The 19,948-nt window shown below is 59.0% G+C and carries 15 protein-coding genes; 8 read left to right on the top strand and 7 right to left on the bottom strand.

Annotation, left to right across the window (positions count from 1 at the left end):
• Positions 1 to 150: 150 nt before the first annotated feature.
• The 4 genes from FDQ92_RS08090 to speE all read right to left on the bottom strand — a co-directional run bounded on the left by FDQ92_RS08090 (position 151) and on the right by speE (position 6,661).
• Positions 151 to 2,517 (bottom strand): esterase-like activity of phytase family protein, encoded by a 2,367-nt coding sequence (locus FDQ92_RS08090; RefSeq protein ID WP_170180247.1) that lies wholly within the window; start codon positions 2,515 to 2,517, stop codon positions 151 to 153.
• Between the two features lie 302 nt (positions 2,518 to 2,819).
• Positions 2,820 to 3,491 (bottom strand): DUF1847 domain-containing protein, encoded by a 672-nt coding sequence (locus FDQ92_RS08095; protein ID WP_342780370.1) that lies wholly within the window; start codon positions 3,489 to 3,491, stop codon positions 2,820 to 2,822.
• 1,256 nt (positions 3,492 to 4,747) lie between these two features.
• Positions 4,748 to 5,728: an ATP-binding protein gene (locus FDQ92_RS08100; protein WP_137424098.1), complete on the bottom strand. Its 981-nt coding sequence runs from the start codon at positions 5,726 to 5,728 to the stop codon at positions 4,748 to 4,750.
• Positions 5,729 to 5,731: 3 nt separating this feature from the next.
• Positions 5,732 to 6,661: a polyamine aminopropyltransferase gene (speE, locus tag FDQ92_RS08105; protein WP_137424099.1), complete on the bottom strand. Its 930-nt coding sequence runs from the start codon at positions 6,659 to 6,661 to the stop codon at positions 5,732 to 5,734.
• 150 nt (positions 6,662 to 6,811) lie between these two features.
• On the opposite strand from speE, the gene FDQ92_RS08110 reads away from it, so the two are divergent.
• Positions 6,812 to 7,681 carry a radical SAM protein gene (locus tag FDQ92_RS08110; protein ID WP_137425763.1) on the top strand — a complete coding sequence of 290 codons (870 nt, stop codon included), beginning with the start codon at positions 6,812 to 6,814 and terminating at the stop codon, positions 7,679 to 7,681.
• 276 nt (positions 7,682 to 7,957) lie between these two features.
• Here the strand turns inward: FDQ92_RS08110 and FDQ92_RS08115 are convergent, their stop codons facing one another.
• Positions 7,958 to 8,809, bottom strand: a complete 852-nt coding sequence (locus FDQ92_RS08115) for an NAD(+)/NADH kinase (protein ID WP_170180248.1) — start codon at positions 8,807 to 8,809, stop codon at positions 7,958 to 7,960.
• Positions 8,810 to 8,887: 78 nt separating this feature from the next.
• Here FDQ92_RS08115 and FDQ92_RS08120 point away from each other — a divergent pair, with 78 nt between their 5' ends.
• From FDQ92_RS08120 to prfB, 7 genes are all read left to right on the top strand, one after another.
• Positions 8,888 to 9,931, top strand: a complete 1,044-nt coding sequence (locus tag FDQ92_RS08120; protein WP_137424101.1) for a GGDEF domain-containing response regulator — start codon at positions 8,888 to 8,890, stop codon at positions 9,929 to 9,931.
• Between the two features lie 155 nt (positions 9,932 to 10,086).
• Complete coding sequence (locus tag FDQ92_RS08125) at positions 10,087 to 10,626, top strand: helix-turn-helix domain-containing protein (protein ID WP_137425764.1); 540 nt, start codon at positions 10,087 to 10,089, stop codon at positions 10,624 to 10,626.
• 151 nt (positions 10,627 to 10,777) lie between these two features.
• On the top strand, positions 10,778 to 11,227 hold the full coding sequence (gene speD, locus FDQ92_RS08130) for an adenosylmethionine decarboxylase (protein ID WP_137424102.1): 450 nt from the start codon (positions 10,778 to 10,780) through the stop codon (positions 11,225 to 11,227).
• 4 nt (positions 11,228 to 11,231) lie between these two features.
• A complete protein-coding gene (speB, locus tag FDQ92_RS08135) occupies positions 11,232 to 12,161 on the top strand; it encodes an agmatinase (RefSeq protein ID WP_211341216.1) in 930 nt (309 codons plus the stop codon).
• A gap of 79 nt (positions 12,162 to 12,240) precedes the next feature.
• Positions 12,241 to 13,113, top strand: coding sequence for a hemolysin family protein (locus FDQ92_RS08140; protein ID WP_246041630.1), 873 nt, complete (start codon positions 12,241 to 12,243; stop codon positions 13,111 to 13,113).
• A gap of 30 nt (positions 13,114 to 13,143) precedes the next feature.
• The gene (lnt, locus tag FDQ92_RS08145) at positions 13,144 to 14,778 is read left to right on the top strand and encodes an apolipoprotein N-acyltransferase (protein ID WP_137424103.1); all 1,635 of its coding nucleotides are present in this window, start codon (positions 13,144 to 13,146) and stop codon (positions 14,776 to 14,778) included.
• 221 nt (positions 14,779 to 14,999) lie between these two features.
• Positions 15,000 to 16,131, top strand: a protein-coding gene (gene prfB / locus FDQ92_RS08150; RefSeq protein WP_137424104.1) for a peptide chain release factor 2 whose coding sequence is annotated in 2 segments (ribosomal slippage) — positions 15,000 to 15,071 and positions 15,073 to 16,131 — 1,131 coding nt in all. Because the reading frame shifts where the segments join, the coding sequence is not laid out codon by codon here.
• 17 nt (positions 16,132 to 16,148) lie between these two features.
• Here the strand turns inward: prfB and FDQ92_RS08155 are convergent.
• Positions 16,149 to 18,173 (bottom strand): ribonuclease catalytic domain-containing protein, encoded by a 2,025-nt coding sequence (locus tag FDQ92_RS08155; protein WP_137424105.1) that lies wholly within the window; start codon positions 18,171 to 18,173, stop codon positions 16,149 to 16,151.
• Complete coding sequence (locus FDQ92_RS08160) at positions 18,170 to 19,903, bottom strand: N-acetylmuramoyl-L-alanine amidase (RefSeq protein WP_246041935.1); 1,734 nt, start codon at positions 19,901 to 19,903, stop codon at positions 18,170 to 18,172. Before FDQ92_RS08160 ends, FDQ92_RS08155 begins: the two co-directional genes overlap by 4 nt.
• Positions 19,904 to 19,948: the final 45 nt, after the last annotated feature.

The following is a 19,948-nucleotide window of genomic DNA, read 5'->3' on the forward strand; positions in this document are numbered from 1 at the left end:
ACGTAACGGACGTCTTTATCGTCCTGGAATAATTTGTCTCGGACCCAGATTCCCTGAAACGGAAAGGGCGGGCATCTATCCCGGGAAGATAGCGCCCGCCCCTTGATCTTTCTGCCCGTACGACGACGCGTTTCTTCGCGGTACGTATAACTACTGTATTTCCCCCAAGTTGATGAACTGCGTCTCGCCGCTGTTGTCGTCTAGTCCGTCGTTGTCGGTGATGATCATGGCATCGCCGCCTGGAAGTACGGCCAGCCCCTCCACCTTTTCGATAATGTGGGCGCCGGGGGCCTTCAGATCGTCGATCAGATCGCGCACCAGCACCTTGCTCAACGTATCACCATCGGCTTTACCGGTTAAATCAATCTGGTAGATGCGTTTGATTCGGGCATCCGGCCCGCCCTGATTGTCCCTTTCCACCACAAGGAAGCGGTTACTGCCAAGGGCGGTAATCTCCGACAGACCGACCCAGCCGCCGTTCGGTGAGACGGGGAGATCCAGAGGATAGTTCATGAACTTCCATGTCTTTGCGGCAAGGTCATAGACGCCGATCCGCGGGTTGGTCTCCCCCGCCCAGGGGCGTTGCAGAGCGACGATCAGCTTTCCATCCGATTCGGCGATCCCTTCGAGCCCGAAACGCTGCTGAAGGGCGTTGAGGGCCGCCGGAAGCATGATGATCTCCTCAATCACTCCGGCGGAATCGACTTTGACGATGAGATTTCCTGTTTTTACGGGGTACTTTTTGTCGCCTACCGTCCCCGAACCCTCGGAGGCGAGCCAGAATCCCCCGGTACTCGCAACGGAAATTCCTTCGACATCGAAGTTTACCGTGCCATCGGCGTTTGTCATCGCCGGCAGGTCCGTGTCGTCGAAGGTGTTGGGATCATCCGCGTCGGGAAGTGTTGGCGCCAGGGCCGGAATTTTTCCGTTGGGATCTGTGATCACAATCTCCGAGGTGATCACAGGCGGTGTCTTTGTCCGATCAATGGTGTAGATGCGGCTTCCGCGGTAGAAGGCGTCATGAACGCCGTAAACGATGGCGTCGGTTGCGCCCGCGGCCAGCCCGGACATGGCGCCCCAGGGGATCGGGGTTCCGTCGGGACGATCAGCCGACACGAGGGTGGGGTAGGTCGGGGCGGCTTTCTGGTACTGGTAAATATTCACGACCGAACGAAAGCCGTCCTCGCGGGAATCTTCCTCACTTGAAGCAATGAGCAGATTACGCTTCGGGATGGCAAGTATTCCCTCGGGTCCCATCCCGGCGGGGAGCATCTGTTTCATCGCGGGGACGTCGGGTTTGCTCATATCGTAAACGGCCACAATGCTTGAACGTTCCGACGCGACGAACAGGTAATCGGTTCCTTCGAAGCGGCTGAATTCGACGTTTTCCGGTTCGTTACCCTTGGCGTCGGAGCGGCGATCCGGGTAATGACCGATCCGGGCTACGGCATGCTCCAAGGTATTGCCGGCATCATAAACTACGGCACCATCGATGCTGAAGATGGTAAAGCCGCGGCTGCCCCCGTCGAGATCACCCTCGTTGGCCGTCGCGAACCGCGTGGTGGACAGCCAGGTCACTCCATCCGGCTCTCTCTTGATATCGTTTTTAGAGGTGGAAAGGGTAATCAGATTGGGGCGTTCATCGATTGTGTCGATATTGGTCAGGTTGACCGTGCCGGCGCTGAACTGGCCGGTGACTTTCCCGGATGCCAGATCGACAAGCACGATGTGGTTGTTTTCCTGAAGCGTCACGACGGCGATGTTGTCATCGTTGATATCGACATATTCCGGTTCCGGATCGGTGGGGTAAAGGGTAGCAACACCTGTCAAATCCACCTGCCGTGTCGTCCATGTATCGGGAGTTCCAACGGTATCGACGATGACGAGGCATCCTGCCGGGAGCTGCGGCGGGGCGCCCGTGCCAAGATCTTCATCCCGTTCGTTTTCGATGACGATCGCGGCATATTTGCCATCCTTGCTGACGGCGACGGAATCCGGCTGCCCGGGCAGTGCGATCTCCCGGGAGACGGTCTGTCTGTCGATATCCACGATAGCAAGAATTCCTGAAGTGTTCACAAAATCCGCGGACGTGTTGACGGCTGTCAGCGCGTATTTATCAAGCACGGCGACGGACGTCGGTTCGCCTGTCATGGCCAGGCTTCCCTTGGCCATGGGACTGGCCGGATTCGTAATGTCGATGAATCCGATCTGCTTAGCGGGGCTGTTGGTGTAGATCAGCGTCATGCCGTCCGTGCTCGCCGCCGTGATTTCGGCTGCCGTTTCCGTACTTGATTCGCAGGATGAACCTGTCTGGGAACAGACCGGAAACGATGCGACCCTGTTGAAATACATCGAGGGATTGGAAACGGAAGGGATGGCGGGGACCGCATCGTTGGACATGCCCGCGCTACCACTCAGCAATCCGGCGGCCAATAGCGCCCCGGCCACGATAATTCCCTTGACCTCCCTCCGAAACAATGTTCTAAAAACGCCTTTTTTAACAGGCACTTCGATCATGATGTCTTGTCCTTTCTCAAATGACGGGTTAAATGCCATGTCGTACGAATCGCAAGGCATTCGGCTTTTAGTGCGATCAAATGACATGGTAATTAACGATGCGTTAACTTTTGGTAACAGGCTGCCAAAATGTGGGGCGCCGGATTTTGAACGGTTAGGCGGCATATCTCCCGGAACAAGAAACGGTGAACGGCGGTGGTCCCCAAAGGTTGGACAGCCTGATTGGTGCGGCGTTTTGGCATGACTCAAGTTTTACAGTGACCACCTGGTCACATCCCGCAAGTCTGCATGAATGCTACAGCCTATGGGGTTCCTTGTTTAAACCTGCTAAACCTCACTCCGTGATAGTGGCTTGCATAAATGACTCCCAAAGGATTGTGCGCCAGCACTCGGTCTTTCGCAGCGAGGACCGTAACGGGGGCGTTGCTGTGCTTAAAGAAAACGCTGTCGTGCCCTACGCAGAGCCCAAGTGCGATGTTCAATTCCGTGCCCGCAGCATTGAGGATTTTGGCCTGAGCCACCGGATTGCACGTCGGCTCAAACTGACCGGGACGAATCTTCTCATCCTCACGTATTCCTATCTCTTCCTTGGGAACGGAGCCGGTCTTACAGATAATAGATTCAACGATAAATCCAGCCTCCTTCAAGATCTTGGCCACTTCTGCTGCTTCCTTGACCAGGCCGGAACAGAAGGCGAGTCCCAATTTTGTGAACCTTCTCTTTCGGCTGAATTCTAAAATCTCTTCCATTCGAGTCCATCTACGATAACCCGTAGCTTCCGTCCAAGCAGCTGCATGCATCAACCTTAAGGTATCAGGCTCCTGCAGAGCAACTCGCGCCTCCTCATAAACCTCCTTACAATTCAACATAGGACAATGTTCGGGCGCTTTGTCGAGCTTCCCAACACGACACGCATAAATACCACATTCCGCACATCGACTCATGGTGATTAATTCTCCTTTCCTGAATCCCATTAATTGGTCGACAACAACCACAAACTCCAGTCGGACTGCACGCTAGCCGTGTGGCTCTGGTCCCTCGGTCAACCCGCTAGAATGTTGAATCGCCCAATTACAACGGGTGCGGATCTTTTACAACGACATCCAGGGTGTCCCTCTGAGGTAGATCCAGATGGCCCTGAAGCAGCAAGCGCATCAGCTCCGTTTCCCCTAGTTCCCAAGCTCCAGCTTGGGAACGGCCTCACCGAAGCTGGAGCTTCTGCACAGTTGTGTTCCCAAGCTCCAGCTTGGGAACAAGAAGCAAAAGATCTGCACCCACATCATTTCATCAGGAAGCCTGTAGAAAATTTCACAATGACTAGACCGGAAGCCAGCAGATTTGGGATTCAACGTTCCCTCTTAGCAGGGGCCATTTTTATCTGGAAAAACCCGGGGGCGGGTGCATCGACACCCAGCGCCCCCAAGCCCGGAGGTCGGCGGCCTCCCAAAACAAACATGGTTTAACAATAGCCTTTCTTGGACTGGATCTCAACCGGATCGCTCCCGGCAGTCGCGATTGTCCTTGGGCTGAGCCCCGCGGCTGTGGCCGATGTCACCATCCCAAGTTGTGGGGCCATGGATTTGTGCGGATGTTTTTCGATGGCTTTGACCAGGCACTGCGGATGTGTCGCTATCGCTGTCCGAAGTGTGGCTGTGTGGTGTGGGTGCCTCCGGCCGGCTACCTTCCTCGGCATCAGAGTGCCGTAGCGACGATCCGGAGACTTACGGCCTACAGGTTGACGAACCCGCCACAGGCAGATCCTGGTCCCATGGCTTCACGGAGGAGCACATTGCGTGCCAGGCTCCTCGGATATTCACGTTCTGCAGTACAGCCAACAGATTGCGCCGGGAGGATCCGAAACGCTGCAGCTGTTGGTACCGGAATAACCAGACATTCTTTGTCACATTGGGACAATCCGTGCTATGGGCTGCGGCAGAAGCAGGGCGGAACCAGTGCTCCAGAGAGACAGCGCCGCGAAGAAGCGGCAGCCGCTGTGACAAAAAAGAAACCGACGCTGAGGCGCTGTGAACGAGGCGAAGGGGCCGACGAGCGGGTTGAGTACCGCATTCCGGGGGCATGTGGCATTGCAGTCGGAGGTGGATCCCGGATGCCCGCTCAGTGATATTGGACGCTGACAGGCTCAAGAAAAACAACGGGACGAAGAATGTGCACGGCGAGACAGCGGGGGTCTCGTGCAGGTTGTCCGCCGAGGGCTCCGGACCCGGGCGAATCAGGATGAGGGTTCGTCCCGGCTCCGTTTTGCGTCCCGGTCTTTCAGCTGACCGAGAAGGTTACAAACGCTGCACAGGGTTTCGTAGCACGGTTCGCCGCATTCCCGGCAGGTGCCGAAGGTTTCGGCCGCTTTGGCAGGGCGGTTTCTTTCCAGGTAGGTAAAAAGGAAATCCCGCTTGGTACCCGGCATTTTCATTTCGAGAAAGGCCAGGGCTTCCTTGAAGACGTGGCTGGTGGCGCCCCGCGACAGAGGACACGACGCCTGGAGCGGTTCGATCCCGGAAAGCTCGCAGTAGATCCGGATTTCGTGGGCTTCCACACGGTACAGCGGCTTGATCTTAACTGGAAGCCGCGGATGGGTGGACGGAAGAAAGGGCGATTGTTTTTCCAGGTATTCCGTGCGGTGGCGCACCAGGTTTCCCAGAAGCCGGCCGGCTTCGTCGTCCAAGTTGTGTCCCGTCACGAGCACGCCGAAGCCTTCGCGCACGGTGAGCCGGTTGAGGAGCTGGCGTTTCAGGAGACCGCAGACGGAACAGATCTTCCTGCGGGTCCTCCGGCGGATTTCGGGAATGGAGAAGCCGATGAGATCTTCGAGTGCATAGCGGCTCCATGCGAGCCCCCGAGGGGCGGCGAAGCGTTCGATCGCGTCCGCGGAGGCTTCGGAAAAACCTTCTATGCCGAGGTCCAGGTGCAGGCCGCGAGTTCGGTAGCCCATCTCGTGAAGGACCGACCACGCAGCCAAGGAGTCTTTTCCTCCGGAGACGGCCACCATGAGCGGCGTTTCCGGATGCACGGCGGATTGCTTCATGGCGCGGCGCACGGCGTTTTGAAAAAACCGGAGATAACAGTCGGGGCAGAACAGGGCGTGGTGACTGGGAAGCGAGATGACGGCCTGCCCGCGGCATCGCGTGCACTTGGCACCCCTTGAAAGCTTCGGCGGCCGATGACCGTCTTCCTGGAACGGTTTCCCGGAAGCCATGGGTCATTCCCCCGGAAATTGGAAGCCTTCGGCTCCCACCAGCACGAAAGGCGCCGCGTCCGTGGATATTTCGCAGGGCCGCTCGAGGATCGACTGCACGTAGCCCGGGAGCGCGAAAAGCAGTGGATGCCGTTGCGCCGAATAGTATTGAAGTGGACCGATGCCCCGTTCTCCCATGCGCCGCCGTACGGCCCCGGTATCCAGATCCGGGAGGGGTTCCGAGGAGCAGGCGGAAAAGACGAAGTCCAGCATGTAGCCCAGGATATAGGCCAGGTACTGGCGCTTGTGAGGGAAAACGGCGTCGAGGGTTTTTGAAATGACGTTGAAGGCTTCGGGGAAAAAGAAGGCCGAGTCGTTGTGAAGCCCCAGGATGCCTCCCGTATTGAGACGGCTCCTGCAGATTTCGTAGAATTCCCGAGTGTACACGTATTTGGACGGTTCCATGGGGTCGGTGAGGTCCAGGAGGATCACGTCATAGGTTCGATCCGTTTCTTCCATGAACCGGCGTCCGTCTCCGATGACCAGTTCCACACGATGGTCTTCGAAGGCTTTTCCGCAGATGGTCTGGAGGTAACGGCGGGCTACATCCACCACTTCCGGGTCCAATTCCACCATGGTGATGCGGCGCACCGTTCGGTACTTGGCAATCTCTTCCAGGGCTCCGCCGTCTCCGCCTCCGATGATGAGGATGTCCCGCGGGTTCGGGTGTAAGAGCATAGGGGGATGCACCAGCGATTCGTGGTAGAAGAATTCGTCGCGCTCCGAAGTCTGAAAGCGGCGGTCGAGAAAAAGGGTGACCCCGAATTCGTGGGTTTCCACCACGTCCACTTTTTGGTACGGGGTTTCTCGTGTGTGGATCATCTTCCGGATGCGGAACCGGCGTCCCATCGTCGCCGTGATGGGTTCCGCGTACAAGGTTTCGGTCTCGTCCATGGGCACTCTCCTCGTTGAAAATGCGAAAGGTGGAGACTATAAAATATTGGCATGGAAATCTCAAACCCTTATGACACGTCGGACCGGCGGTGGTGAATCGGCCAGAGCATCTGGACCGCAGGCGGCGATTTGGGAGAATCGATGAACGGAATGCATTACGAAGGGATTATCATCCGCCCGCCCAGCGAGGCGGACAGCATCATTTTGCAGGTGACCGTGGGCTGTTCCCACAACAAATGCACCTTCTGCGGGACTTACAAGGGCAAACGGTTTCGAATCAAGGACGACGCGGTGATCGATGAGGACATCCGCTATGCCGCCAGGAATTTTTCTTTCCTGCGGCGGGTTTTCCTGACGGACGGGGACGCGCTGATCATCCCCCAGCCCCGGCTGGTGCGGATCTTTTCCAAAATCCGGGAGGAGATGCCCTGGATTCAGCGCATCGGGCTCTACGGAAACGCCAAGAGCATCATCCGGAAATCGCCGGAAGAACTGGCGGAGCTTCGGAATCTGGGGCTGGGCATCGTCTACATGGGGCTTGAAAGCGGCGATCCGGAAACGCTCAAAGCCATTCGCAAGGGCGCATCACCCGAACGCATGGTCGAAGCGGGACGCCGCGTCCGGGATGCGGGCATCAAACTCTCGGTCACCGTCCTTCTCGGAATCGCGGGACGCGAACGATCCAGCGAGCATGCCCGGGCCACCGGTGACGTGTTGAGCGCCATGGACCCCCATTATGTGGGAGCGCTCACTCTCATGCTGCTTCCCAACACCGAACTGGGCCAAAAGGCGGCCTGCGGAGCATTCGAACTCATGGACCCGCCGGAGATGCTGGCCGAACTCCGTGAAATGATCGCTCACACACATCTCAGCGGCGGCCTTTTCCTATCGAACCACGCCTCCAACTACCTGCCCCTTAAGGTGCGCATGCCGGCCGAAAAGGCGAAGGCTCTGGCCGCAATCGATGCGGCCCTTCGAGGCGATGTCCGCCTCAAGCCCGAATGGATGCGGGCGCTCTGATGCGGCTTGGGCAACGGCGGAAAGCAAACCGGGCGTCGCTTAAAATCCGGGGGCCGCAGATCTTTTGCTTCTTGTTCCCAAGCTCCAGCTTGGGAACACAACTGTGCAGAAGCTCCAGCTTCGGTGAGGCCGTTCCCAAGCTGGAGCTTGGGAACGAGGGGAAACGGAGCTGATGCGCTTGCTGCTTCAAGGCCATGTGGATCTACCTCAGAGGGTCACCCTGGATGTCGTTCTTAAAGATCCGCACCCAAATCCGGGAGACGGGGGCGAAGAGGCTCAGTTCGTCCCCCATTTGAGCTTGGTCCTCAGGATGTCGAAGTAGTCCATACTGGGGGACTTGATGAGCCGAAGCGGGGCGGGCGCTGCGGTGATGAGGATCCGGTCCTGGGGCAGGAGCTTGCGGCCGATCTGGCCGTCGCAGGTGAGGGCCACGTCCTGGGCCTTGTCGTCGAGAGTCAGCTCGATCCGGGCCGATCCGGGAAGGATGATGGGGCGGTTGGTCAGAGTGAAGGAACAGATGGGCGTGACGATGACGTCCCAGGCCGTGGGGTAGACGATGGGACCGCCCGCCGAAAGGTTGTAGGCCGTGGAACCGGTGGGCGTCGCCACGATGATGCCGTCCGCGCGATAGTGGGTCAGGTAGCGGCCGTCGATGCTAGTGTGAAAATTCACAATTCGGGCCAGCGCTCCCTTGTTCACCACCGCGTCGTTCAAAACGGTCTGGGAGAAGACTTCCCGGCCCTCTCGCCAGAGCGAAACCTGGAGGCGCATGCGTTCTTCGATTTCGTAGCGGCCTTCAAGGATCTCTCCGAGTTCCGAAAAACAGGATTCATGGGCGATTTCGGTGAGGAACCCCAGTCCGCCAAGGTTGACGCCCACCACGGGAATCGGCCGGTCGCGGACCGCCCGTGCCACGCTCAGGAAGGTCCCGTCGCCTCCCAATACCACCACGGCATCGGTGTCAGCGGGGAGTTCCGGTTCGTCGATTTCGGCCTGAAAGTCGGGAATCGCTGAATTCTGCTGGGACATCACGTCAAGACCCAGGCCTTCCATCCACTGCTTCATCCGGCGGGCGAGAGAGGCGGCATCGGAGCGACCGCGTTTGTAGATGAGGACGATGCGCTTCATGTTGTTCGGTCTCCTTGCTTGCAGGCCACCGATCTTAGGAAAACAAATAATAAAAATGCAACGAAAAACGTTTGTCAAATGAAACGCCGCAAAGTAAGCTGCGAAATGAAGCGGAATACGGTGGCACCTTCGGAAGTGAGCCGAATGGACTCGCAAGCCAAGAACATCTTTGCTGCTCCGCAGTGCATCCTCGTTGTTGACGACGAAGTGCATATCCGTGAACTGGTCGCCGAATCTTTGAGCCTCATGGGGCATCGCGTGACCACCGCCGAGGACGGCCTGGACGCCATCGAGAAGATCCAAAACGGTTCCTTCGACATCATCATCACCGATCTGGACATGCCCCGTATGGACGGACTCGAACTCATCAAGGCTGTTCATGCCGATCACAAGAACATCGATACCATTGCTATCATGGGCCATGCCGTCAAATACAAATACACCGAGGTGATCGGCGCCGGGGCGGCCGACTTCATCACCAAACCCTTTTCCCTGGACAAACTCGAAGCCAAGCTCCAGCGGCTGCTCCGGGAGCGCTGGATGCGCCGCGAACTGGAAGAGCTGGCCATCCGGGATCCCCTGACCGGCCTGTTCAACCGGAGGCATTTCAAGAGCATTCTGACTCAGGAGGCCGTTCGGGCAATCCGTTACGGGCACCCCCTTTATCTGTTTTTCATCGATATCGATTCCTTTAAGGAGTACAATGATCAAAAAGGCCACCAGGCGGGCGACCGGCTGGTGATCCTGCTTGCGGATATCCTGCGGACATCCATCCGTGAAAACGTAGATAAGGCCTTTCGCTACGGGGGAGATGAATTCTGCGTGATTCTCCCGCATCTCACAACTCCTCAGGCATTAAAGGTGGCGGAACGTATCCGCAGCAAGTACAACAAGCTCAAGCCTCAGCCCACCACGCTTTCCACAGGCATCGCTTCTTTTTCCGGCAATCTGGATAACCTGGCGGAGGCCATCGAAGACCTGGTCCAGCGGGCCGACCGCGCACTTTACGAAGCCAAGCAGGCCCGAGGCGGCGACTGCGTCTGCGTGAACGGGATCGACCCGCCTGAGCCGATTCCCCGGCTCCTGGGAAACTCGGGAACCGGTGGCGGCAATGCCCGATAGAGCCCCCCCCTCTCGAAGTCCCGCCCGCGAGTTCGCCGCTGCACCGCCATCAACGGCCGCCCTCATTTCCTCTTGACACCCGGCACTTCCTCCCTATATATAGGCCGCGTTTTGCTAAACTTTTAGTTTAATAAAGGTAAACCATGGAGGGGCATCTGAGGATCGGTGAGAAGCTCCGAAGGCTGCGGACGGAAACCGGTCTGACTCAGGAAGAACTGGCCAACCGCGCCTACCTGACCAAGGGCTTCATCTCGCAGCTGGAGCGGGACCTCACCTCACCGTCCATCGCCACATTGAAAAGCATCCTGGACGTCCTGGGGTTGGACCTGGCGGAATTTTTCAGAGACACGCCGCAGCCCACCGTGGTGGGCCGCAAGAAGGCCAGGGTGCTCAGTTCGGTATCCACCGACGACTACACGGTCCATTTTCTGCTTCCCCGAGCCATGGGGCGGTTGATGGATCCCGTGCTGGTCATCCTGGCGAAGGGCGCGAAGACACCTCAGGAGACCTCGCACGAGGGAGAAGAGTTCGGGTTCGTGATCCGGGGGGCGGTGACCCTTTGGCTGGACACCAAGGCCCATAAGCTGGGTCAGGGCGATTGCTTCTACTTCAAGAGTTCGACACCTCACCGGGTGGAAAACACCGGAAAGGGAGCGGCGAAGATTCTTTGGGTGGTGACTCCGTCGCGTTTCTGAAACGGAAGCGGGCGGGCTTCGCCCCGATCGTTAACGGCTGCAAGGCGGGAGTGATATGCGTTGGGAAAAGAGTCATTTCTTGTGATGTGTCTGAATGTGCAAACGCAGAGATCCATTGAGATGGTTCTCTTGCTTCAGGGGAGGTAAGGCCATGGGCGTAAAAAAACCGGAGTTCGGGTTCGGGGTCCATCTCATGATGGACGGCTATGGTTGCCATCGCGACCTGCTGGAAGATATCGGCCTAATCTACAATTTTTTGGATGAGTATCCAGCGGCAATGGACATGACGAAGATCATGCCTCCGTATGTATTCCGTTACAACGGCGCCGTTCCTGAAGACTGGGGGATTTCGGGTTTTGTGCTCATCGCCGAAAGCCATATCAGCATCCACACCTTCCCCGAGAAGCTTTATCTCAGTGTGGACATATTTTCGTGTAAGCCGTTCGACGTTGATAAAGCGGTGGAAGCGATCCGGGATCAGTTCCAGATCAAGAAGTACGAAATGAACGTTCTGGACCGGGGCCAGGAATTTCCCAACACCCTGTCGGCGTCCGCTCAGGTGGTGCGGATGGACCGATCGCTGCGCCAACGGACTCGTTGAGATCATGGATCCGGAAACGGTGCGTGACGCGAGGGCCCGCATGCGGGAATACCTGGGGCCCTCCTCTTCGTTCATGGGGTTGACCTCTCCGGAAGCGGACTTCGAAAGCGCCCGGTTCGTGGTGCTTCCCGTTCCCTACGACGGCACCACCACGTTCCGGGCGGGCACTCGTGAGGGGCCTCGAGCCATTCTCCATGCGTCCCGGGAGCTGGAGTCCTACGACGAGGAAACAGGAGAGGAACCTCACCGGCGGGGCATCGCCACACTGGACGAACTGGCGATCACGGTGGCGTCTCCAAAGGAGATGGTGGACCGTGTGCGGGACGCCGGCCGGATTCTCTTCGAAGCGGGAAAGCTTCCGGTCATGCTCGGAGGCGAGCACCTGCTTTCCCTCGGAATGATCGAAGCGGCGGCGGCCTTTCATCCTCGACTCACCGTCCTGCAGCTGGACGCGCACGCCGACTTCAAGGACCACTACCAGGAAAGCCCCTACAGTAACGCATGCGTCATGCGCCGTGTCTGGGAACGGGTCCCGGTGGTGCAAGCGGGCATCCGGTCGCTCACCCGTGAGGAGCATCACTTCCTGATCGAAAACCGGGTGCCCTCCTACTTTGCCCGGGACCTGCACGAGGTTCCCGAAAGACTAGACGAGGTGCCGGAGGACCTGGGCCCCGAGGTCTACGTCACCATCGACCTGGACGTGTTCGACCCGTCGGTCATGCCTTCGGTGGGCACCCCTGAACCGGGGGGACTCACGTGGTACCAGGTTTTGAGGCTGCTCCGGCGCGTGACCGAGACGCGGCGCGTGGTGGGCTTCGACGTGATGGAACTGCTCCCTCAGCCGCATTTGGCGGCCCCCGACTTTCTTGCGGCTCGGCTGGTACACAAGATGCTTGCCTACATTTCCCTAGACATCAGCCGGCGGCCTTGTTAGATTGGGTTCACACTGAAAACCTGTGCGGGATCACCCGCCCACGGACATCAGAGCACCGGGTTTTCTTCGAGGAAAAGGGTTGGAAGAGGAGTCTGCCAAAGGGATTCGGCGCTGGCTGCAGCTGGCCTTCCGCCGGCTCGCGCGCGTTCAAAAGCCACAGGATCTCGAGCGGGAGATCCAGCAGATCATCGACGAAGGGGAAGAGCAGGGTCTGATCTCCGAAGATGAAGGAGAGATGATCCAGGGGATCTTTTCGTTCCGGGACACACTGGCCAGGGAAATCATGATTCCACGGACCGACATGGTGGCGGTCCGTTTCGATGCCACTGTCCGCGAGGTCATCCAGATCATCCTGGATTCCGGCCACTCGAGAATTCCCATCTACCAGGACAGCATCGACAACATGATCGGCATCCTGCACGCCAAGGACCTGCTCCATTGCTGGGGGCGGGACGAAGTGGAAGTGCGGGAGATGGTCCGCGCCCCGTACTTCATACCGGAAACGAAAAGGGTCAGCGACCTGCTGCGGGATCTCCGACACCGCAAGTCCCACATGGCCATCGTGATCGACGAGTACGGGGGCACCGCCGGAATCATCACGATGGAAGACATCATTGAAGAGATCATCGGCGACATCATGGACGAGTACGACGCCGAGGAGGACTGGATCGTCCATCAGGATGATGGATCCCTTCTGGTGGACGCCCGCTTGGACGTGGAAGAATTGGAAGATGTTCTGGGAATCGAGTTTCCTGAGGGGAAATTCGAATCCATCGGGGGTTTCATCATCAGCCTTCTGGGTCGAGTTCCCGAAGCCAGGGAACAGGTGGTCTTTCGGGACCTGGAAATGACGGTGGAATCCGCCGACCGTCGAAAAATAGAGAAGATCCGCATCCGTCGGTCTCCGCCGGAACCCCGGCCACTGGCTTCCGGCAATGAATCAGCGGCTTGAAGCGCGCCGCACGCGGAAGCAAGGCGTCCCTTGACGACCGGCCTTTCAGAGCAGTTCGAACCCGTTTCTCTTCTCGACAGCCCATCCGCCGACATTCGGAAATCGACGCCCATCGCCCCGGTACCGGCGGTTTTGCTGAGCCTTTCGAGCGGGGGGCTTCTCACGCTGGGGCTCCCTCCGTTCCATCTCGCCTGGCTTTCCTGGGCGGCACTGGTTCCTCTGCTCCTTGCCGTGCGGGGAAAGACCCTGCGACAGGCGATGGGACTGGGTTTCCTGACGGGATTCACCCACTTCCTGACCGCCCTCTACTGGATCGCCTACGTGGTCCGACATTACGGGTCGCTCCCCCTTCCCCTGGCGGCGGCGGTGCTGGTGCTTTTGGCCGCCTATCTGGGACTTTATCCGGCGGTTTTTGCCGGCGTCGCTCGTGCTTGGGATTCCCGGCCCCGATTCCAGTGGTACGGTCTGCCCTTCGTGTGGGTAGCTCTCGAATGGCTCCGGGCTCACGCCCTCACTGGGTTCCCCTGGGCGAACCTGGGTTATACCCAGACGCCTTTTGCGACACTCGTCCAACTGGCGGATTTGACGGGGGTCTATGGCGTGGGATGGCTCGTGGTGCTTGGAAACACCTGTCTCGCCGCGTGCGTGGCGTCTCGCCGACCCAGGCGCTGCCTCGCTTTTCCCCTTCTGATGCTTGCCGCTTCCCTGGCCTATGGAACCTCGCGCCTGGACACCGTCTCAAGGGCTCAGGACGCCGCGGAAGCCATGGCGGTCGGTCTAGTTCAGCCCGCCATCGACCAGTCGCTCAAGTGGGACCCGGCATTCCAAGAGGCCACCCTGGAGCGCCTGGAGCGCCTTTCGCGGCGCGCGGCGGCCCATGATCCCCGCCCGGACATCCTGGTCTGGCCGGAGACGGCGACTCCCTTCTTTTTCGGAATCGAAGAGGAACAGAGCGAGCGGGTGAAAGGTGTGGCTCGTGCCCTCGGCATCCCCATTTTGTTCGGAAGCCCGGGGGTGATGTGGCACGGGAAACAGCCGCGCCCTCTGAACAAGGCGTTTCTTCTGGATTCCGAAGGGAATGTTCGAGGGGACTACGCCAAGCAGCATCTGGTTCCCTTCGGAGAGTACGTACCGCTGAAGAGGATACTCTTCTTCGTCCACCGCCTGGTGGAAGCCGCTGGGGATTTCGTTCCAGGTCAGGACCCCTCCGTTCTTCGGATGGACGGAACCCGCCTGGGGGTTCTTATCTGTTACGAAGCCATCTTTCCGGACCTTGCAAGGTCAGCGATCCGGGAAGGGGCCGACATTCTGGTGAACCTCACCAACGACGCCTGGTTCGGCCGCAGCAGCGCTCCCTATCAGCACTTTGAAATGGCCCGGTGGCGGGCCGTCGAATTTCGCGTACCGCTGGTGCGCTGCGCCAACACGGGCGTCAGCGCGATGTTTGACGCGGCCGGGAACCCCTGCGGCAAGATCCCTCTGAACGAAGTCGGCGTGCTGGTCTGCCGGGTGAAACCCTTGGCGTTTCGAACCGTCTATGCCCGATGGGGGGACTGGTTCGCCTGGATTTGCACCTTGACGGCGGCGGGTTGTGGAGTGTATTCGGCGTGGGGGCTTCGGCGGCGTAAAGAGACGGGGTCGCGGGCAAGCCCGCTCCTACCATAACGGAACACCGGGCGGCTCCCCCGTAGGAGCCGGCTTGCCGGCGATCAAGGTCAATGGAGCATTGTGGGTTTTTTACGCTCGTTCCCAAGCTCCGGCTTGGGAACGGCCTGCCCGGGAAGCTCCAGCTTCGCCTCCTGATGGGAATCGAAGCTGGAGCTTCGGCACAGTTGTGTTCCTAAGCTGGAGCTTGGGAACAAGGTGGAAAGAGGAGGTAATCGACCATGAGCTTCGACGTCAGCGAAATCAAAACCGTTTTGCGGGATCTCTCCCTGCGCATTCAAACCTTGGGAGGCTATCTTTGACCTGGCCGGCATGAAGGAACGGTTGCAGGAACTGGACCGGATCATGACCAAGTCGGATTTCTGGGACGATCCGGACGCCGGCAAAGACGTGGTCAAGGAGCGGGCGCAGCTCAGTGAAATCGTCTCGGAAATTGAGCGCTTCCAACACGAACTGGAAGAAAACGAACTCCTGCTTGAAATGGCTCTCGAGGAAAACGACGCGACCACCGTCGCCGAAGTGGCGCAAAAGGTAAAGCAACTTCAGAAAGAGATGAGGGCGCTGGAGGTTCGCCGGATGCTCAGCGCCGAAAACGACCGGGAAAACGCCATAGTGAGCATCAACGCGGGGGCCGGAGGCACCGAAGCCCAGGACTGGGCGGAAATGCTGCTTCGGATGTATCTGCGCTGGTGTGAACGCAAAGGCTTCGAGACCCAGTTGATCGACATCCTCGAAGGCGAGGAAGCCGGCATCAAGAACGCCACCTTCACGGTTTCAGGCCCCTACGCCTACGGGCTCCTCAAGTCGGAATCGGGCATTCACCGCCTGGTACGCATCTCGCCGTTCGACGCCAGCGGCCGCCGCCACACGTCCTTTGCCGCGGTTTTCGTCTACCCGGAAGTGGACGATCAAATCGTGATCGACATAAAGCCTTCAGACCTGAGGATCGACACGTATCGAGCCAGCGGCGCCGGGGGGCAGCATGTCAACAAGACCAGTTCGGCGGTCCGGATCACGCACATCCCCACTGGAATCGTGGTCCAGTGTCAGAACGAGAAATCCCAGCACCGAAACCGCGATCTGGCCATGAAGGTGCTTCGGTCGCGGCTTTATGAGCGGGAAAAGAAGATTCAGCAGGAAAAACTCCAGGAAGTGCACGACAGTCTGGAAGACATCGCCTGGGGCAACCAGATCCGGTCCTATGTGCTTCAACCCTACCGGCTCATCAAGGACCACCGCACCCAGTTTGAAAAGGGGAACGTGGAAAGTGTTCTGGACGGCGACCTGGACGAGTTCATCGAAGCCTACCTCTTCGAGCAGTTGAAGACCGAAAGCACCGGCGCCCTGCACTGATTTCCCCGCCTCGAGGCTCAGGCGACTTGAACCCGGAGCACTTCATCCCTCGGGTTCAGGCGTTCCACCTTGACGGCGATCATTTCGCCCTGTTGGATCGTGGTTTCGGGCGGCAGCGGAACCTGGGTTTCCAGCAGGAAGTCGGGAATCAAGATCTGGGCGAACCGAGCGTTCTTGTCCAGAACAATGGCGTTCATGGTCTGGATGTCTTCCTGTTCCAGGTATTTCAGGATCCAGTAGCGGGTCCATTTCCGGTGGACGAACACCACGCGCGAAAGCTGTGCCCTGAGCCGGGTGATGAGGTTCCGCAGTTCTTCTTCCGAGTAGAACGCTTCCCCGGTTTCCAACGCGTGCACCAACTGCCGCTGCACCACCAGGTCGATGTAGCGGCGGATGGGTGATGTGATGCTCGTGTACGTGGGAACCCCCAGGCTGCAATGGACTCCGGGCTCCGTCTCCAGTTCGGCTCGAGCGAAAAGACGGCGCTGGCGGTAGATATGGAAGATCTCATGCTCGCTTTGCACCTGATCCGTTTCCGGCCGGCACTCTCCCTGGCTCCGGTAAATGGCGGGGACGCCTTTTTCGGCCAGGTACTCGGCGGCCAGGCTGTTGGCGGCGATCATCCATTCCGACACGATGATTTGGCTCGGGGTTTCTTTTTCATAACGGCTCACTTGGATCATGCCTTCGGCATTCACGTACACGTTGATTTCCGGAAGCGGAAGGATGACGGCGCCCATCTCGAGCCGCTTCGCTCGAAGCCTCTGGCTCAACCGGTACAACTCCCGGAAAGCTTCTTCTTCCTCGACCTTCCGGTTCACGTCTTCGTAGGTGAGCTGTTCCCGGACCCGGATGATGCTCGAGAAAACCTCCCGGGAAAGGACCGTCCCCTCACGGTCGATCCGGACCAGGAAGGTCAGCGCCAGTCGGTCCCTGCCCGACTGAAGGCTGCACACGCCCTCTGAAAGCACCGGCGGCAGCATGGGAATCCTGGCGTCGGGAAGATAAATGGAAGTGGCTCGAGAGCGCGCTTCCCGATCCACCGGGTCGTCTTTGTCCACCACCGCCGCGGCGTCTGCGATGTGGATTCCGACCTCGTAGAACTCTTCCTCGAGTATTCGAAAGCTCAAAGCATCGTCGTAGTCCTTCGTCTGGGCGCTGTCGATGGTGAAGGCGTGCAGTCCGCGGAGATCGCGCCGCGGCCGACCGTCGGGGATCGTGAGGGTTTCGGCCTTTCGTACCGCAAAGTCGAGAATCTCTTGCGGGAAGTCCCGAGCGATCCCCTGCTGGTACAGGTAGAGGTTTTCGTCTTCCCGCCATTCGCCGAGCCGGACCAGGGTGCGGAAGGCGGAATGGGGCTGGGGGGTGAGCCCGGCGCGCTTCAGGAGTTCCTTGGCGAAGGACTGCTGCGCCGATTCTTGACCGAAAAGGGCATAGTCTTTCAGTGCGTCCAGGATCCGGACCCGGAATTCTTCCGCTGGAAAGGCCGCCTTCTTGTGCTTCAACGACCCCAGCCAGCACGCCCCCGCTTCCAGGAGCCTTTCCTGCTCGGCTTCCCTTTCCAGTTCCAGTCGGCGCTGTTCCACCTTTTCCCGGCTCCGGGCATAGAACCGTCCGTCCTTAAACTGAAAATAGAGGCGGTCTCGGAGGAGGACCCGCTGCACGGCGGCCGCCTCGTCGTCTGCCGGTTCCTCCGGAAAGACCAGCCCGACCAAGTCTTGGAGTTCCACGCCCTCCGCCTCTTCTTCCAGGACTTCCCAGATCTCCTCGACGTTCACCTGGGCCGCCAGATCTTCCCTCCGCCGCTTGAGAAGCTTGAGCGCCTGAACCGCTCCCTCCCGGCCTTCTTTGAGGTCGAGGGGCTTCGAAGACGCGTGAAGCACGCGGCTGCGGGCAAGGTTCAGTTCCCGGTTGTTTTCGGAAAGGATGCTGAGTCGCTGATTCTTGACGGCAAGACACACACCCAGCAGGACTTCCTTGGCTTCGAAAAACTCCACGACCGTACCGGGTTCTATCCGTTGAGGGGTGGTTGGAGCGGTCATGGAGCTTCTCCCGTCTGGGCCATCTTTGTCATGATGTCCACGTAAGCGGCCAGACCCTCGGCGATTCCGCCCGCCAGCACCCGCTGGAAAGCTCGATTGACCAAAAGCTTCTCCTCCGTTTCGTTGGAAATGAACGCCGTTTCGATGAGAATGGAAGGCATCTCCGCTCCCAGCAGGACATAGAACGGGGCCTGCTTGACACCCAGATCCCGGACTTCGGGATATTGAGTCTTGACCTTCTGGATGATCTTCCGATGCACTTCATGGGCCAGACGGGAGGATTCACTGATCTTGGTGTTTCTCATGAGATCCTGCAGTATGACTTCCAGGTCGCTGATCTTCTTGGTTGAAGTGGCGTTCTCGAAGGCGGCGACTCGAGCCGATTCCTTGTCGGTGGAAAGATTCAAGAAATAGGTTTCGATCCCGCCCAGGCTCCGGTCCGTGTGTGCATTGGCGTGGATGGAAACGAACAGGTCCGCCTTGCAGGTGTTGGCGATGGCGGTCCTTTCCTCCAGTGAAAGGAAACGGTCGGTAGTCCTCGTGAGGATGACCTCGCAGTCGGTCATTTCTTCCAGTATTTTTTTCAAGCCTTTGGCAATGGCGAGGGTCACGTCCTTTTCGTATACGCCGTTGGGCCCAATGGCCCCCTTGTCCTTTCCCCCGTGGCCGGGATCCAGCACGATCCGGCGGACCGAAAGCCCCAATTGCCGGGCCAGGCTCGGACCCTCCGCGCCCCTTCCGGGCGCGGTGGACAGAGCGGGTACCTTCTTCCTCTTGCCCCGCACATCGATGATCACCCGGAAGGGATCTTCCATCGAGAACACTTTGTGGGATTCGATGGACTCGATGTCCAGGACCACCCTTGCCCGGTCCGAGCTGTACTGGCCGACGCGCACGTCACGAAGAAAACCATCCATGATGTCGATCCGGGGCTTGAGACGCGGGCTCAACGACGTGTTTTCGAAGTCGATGTAGATGCGGGCCGGCTGTTGGTTCGCTTCGTCGGGGGGCAGGGTATTGGGCCCGAACCGGACGGGTTGGCTCAGGTAGACCACCACCCGCGTGTAGCCCTCAGCAGACCAATATTGGACGTCTTCGAGGAGCGCCGAACCCGTTTGCGGGGACGGGAGGTGTTCCTTCGCTTCCGTGGAAACGGGCGCCGCAGCGGTCGCCGCCCCGCCTGGGCCGCCTTCGGGCGGCGGAGCCGCTTGCGGGCTTACCCCGCCCCGGTGCGGGGAACTCAGCCGCCGGGCCAGGCGATTGGAGCGTTCGCGGGCCTTTTCCGCCATATCTCCCGTCGGAAAAAGGGCGGGAACCTTCACGAACTCCAAATATGCCTGGGCGGGGTCCCTGCCCTCGTAGATGACCCCGATCAGGTACTGGGCATCGTCGGCCAAGTTGCTCCCCAGGTGCTTGCGGATGAGGGTTCGATAGGCTTCGACGGCCGCCTGCAGATCTTCGGAGCGTCCGAGTCCGTCGTAGAGGTGATGAAAAGACTGGCCGATCAGATAAAGGCTTCGGGCAGCGTAGGGACCTTCAGGGTCCATCGCCACGATCTTCTGAAGATCCCGGATACACGCTTCCCACGGCTCCCGGGCGGCTTCCGTGACCGGAACCGCCAGCAGGGAATGGTAATCGGCCTTGGCTATGCGATAGGCCGCCTCCAGTGATTTGGCGGCATCCGCCGGCGCCGCCGGGCTCCAACAGAGGAGTCCGCAAAGCATCATCATTGCCGGCAATGAATGTGAGGAACGCTTTTTTCTCATAATGCAACC

Origin of the sequence: Desulfoglaeba alkanexedens ALDC (assembly GCF_005377625.1) — a bacterium.
Classification (GTDB): Bacteria; Desulfobacterota; Syntrophobacteria; order Syntrophobacterales; family DSM-9756; genus Desulfoglaeba; species Desulfoglaeba alkanexedens.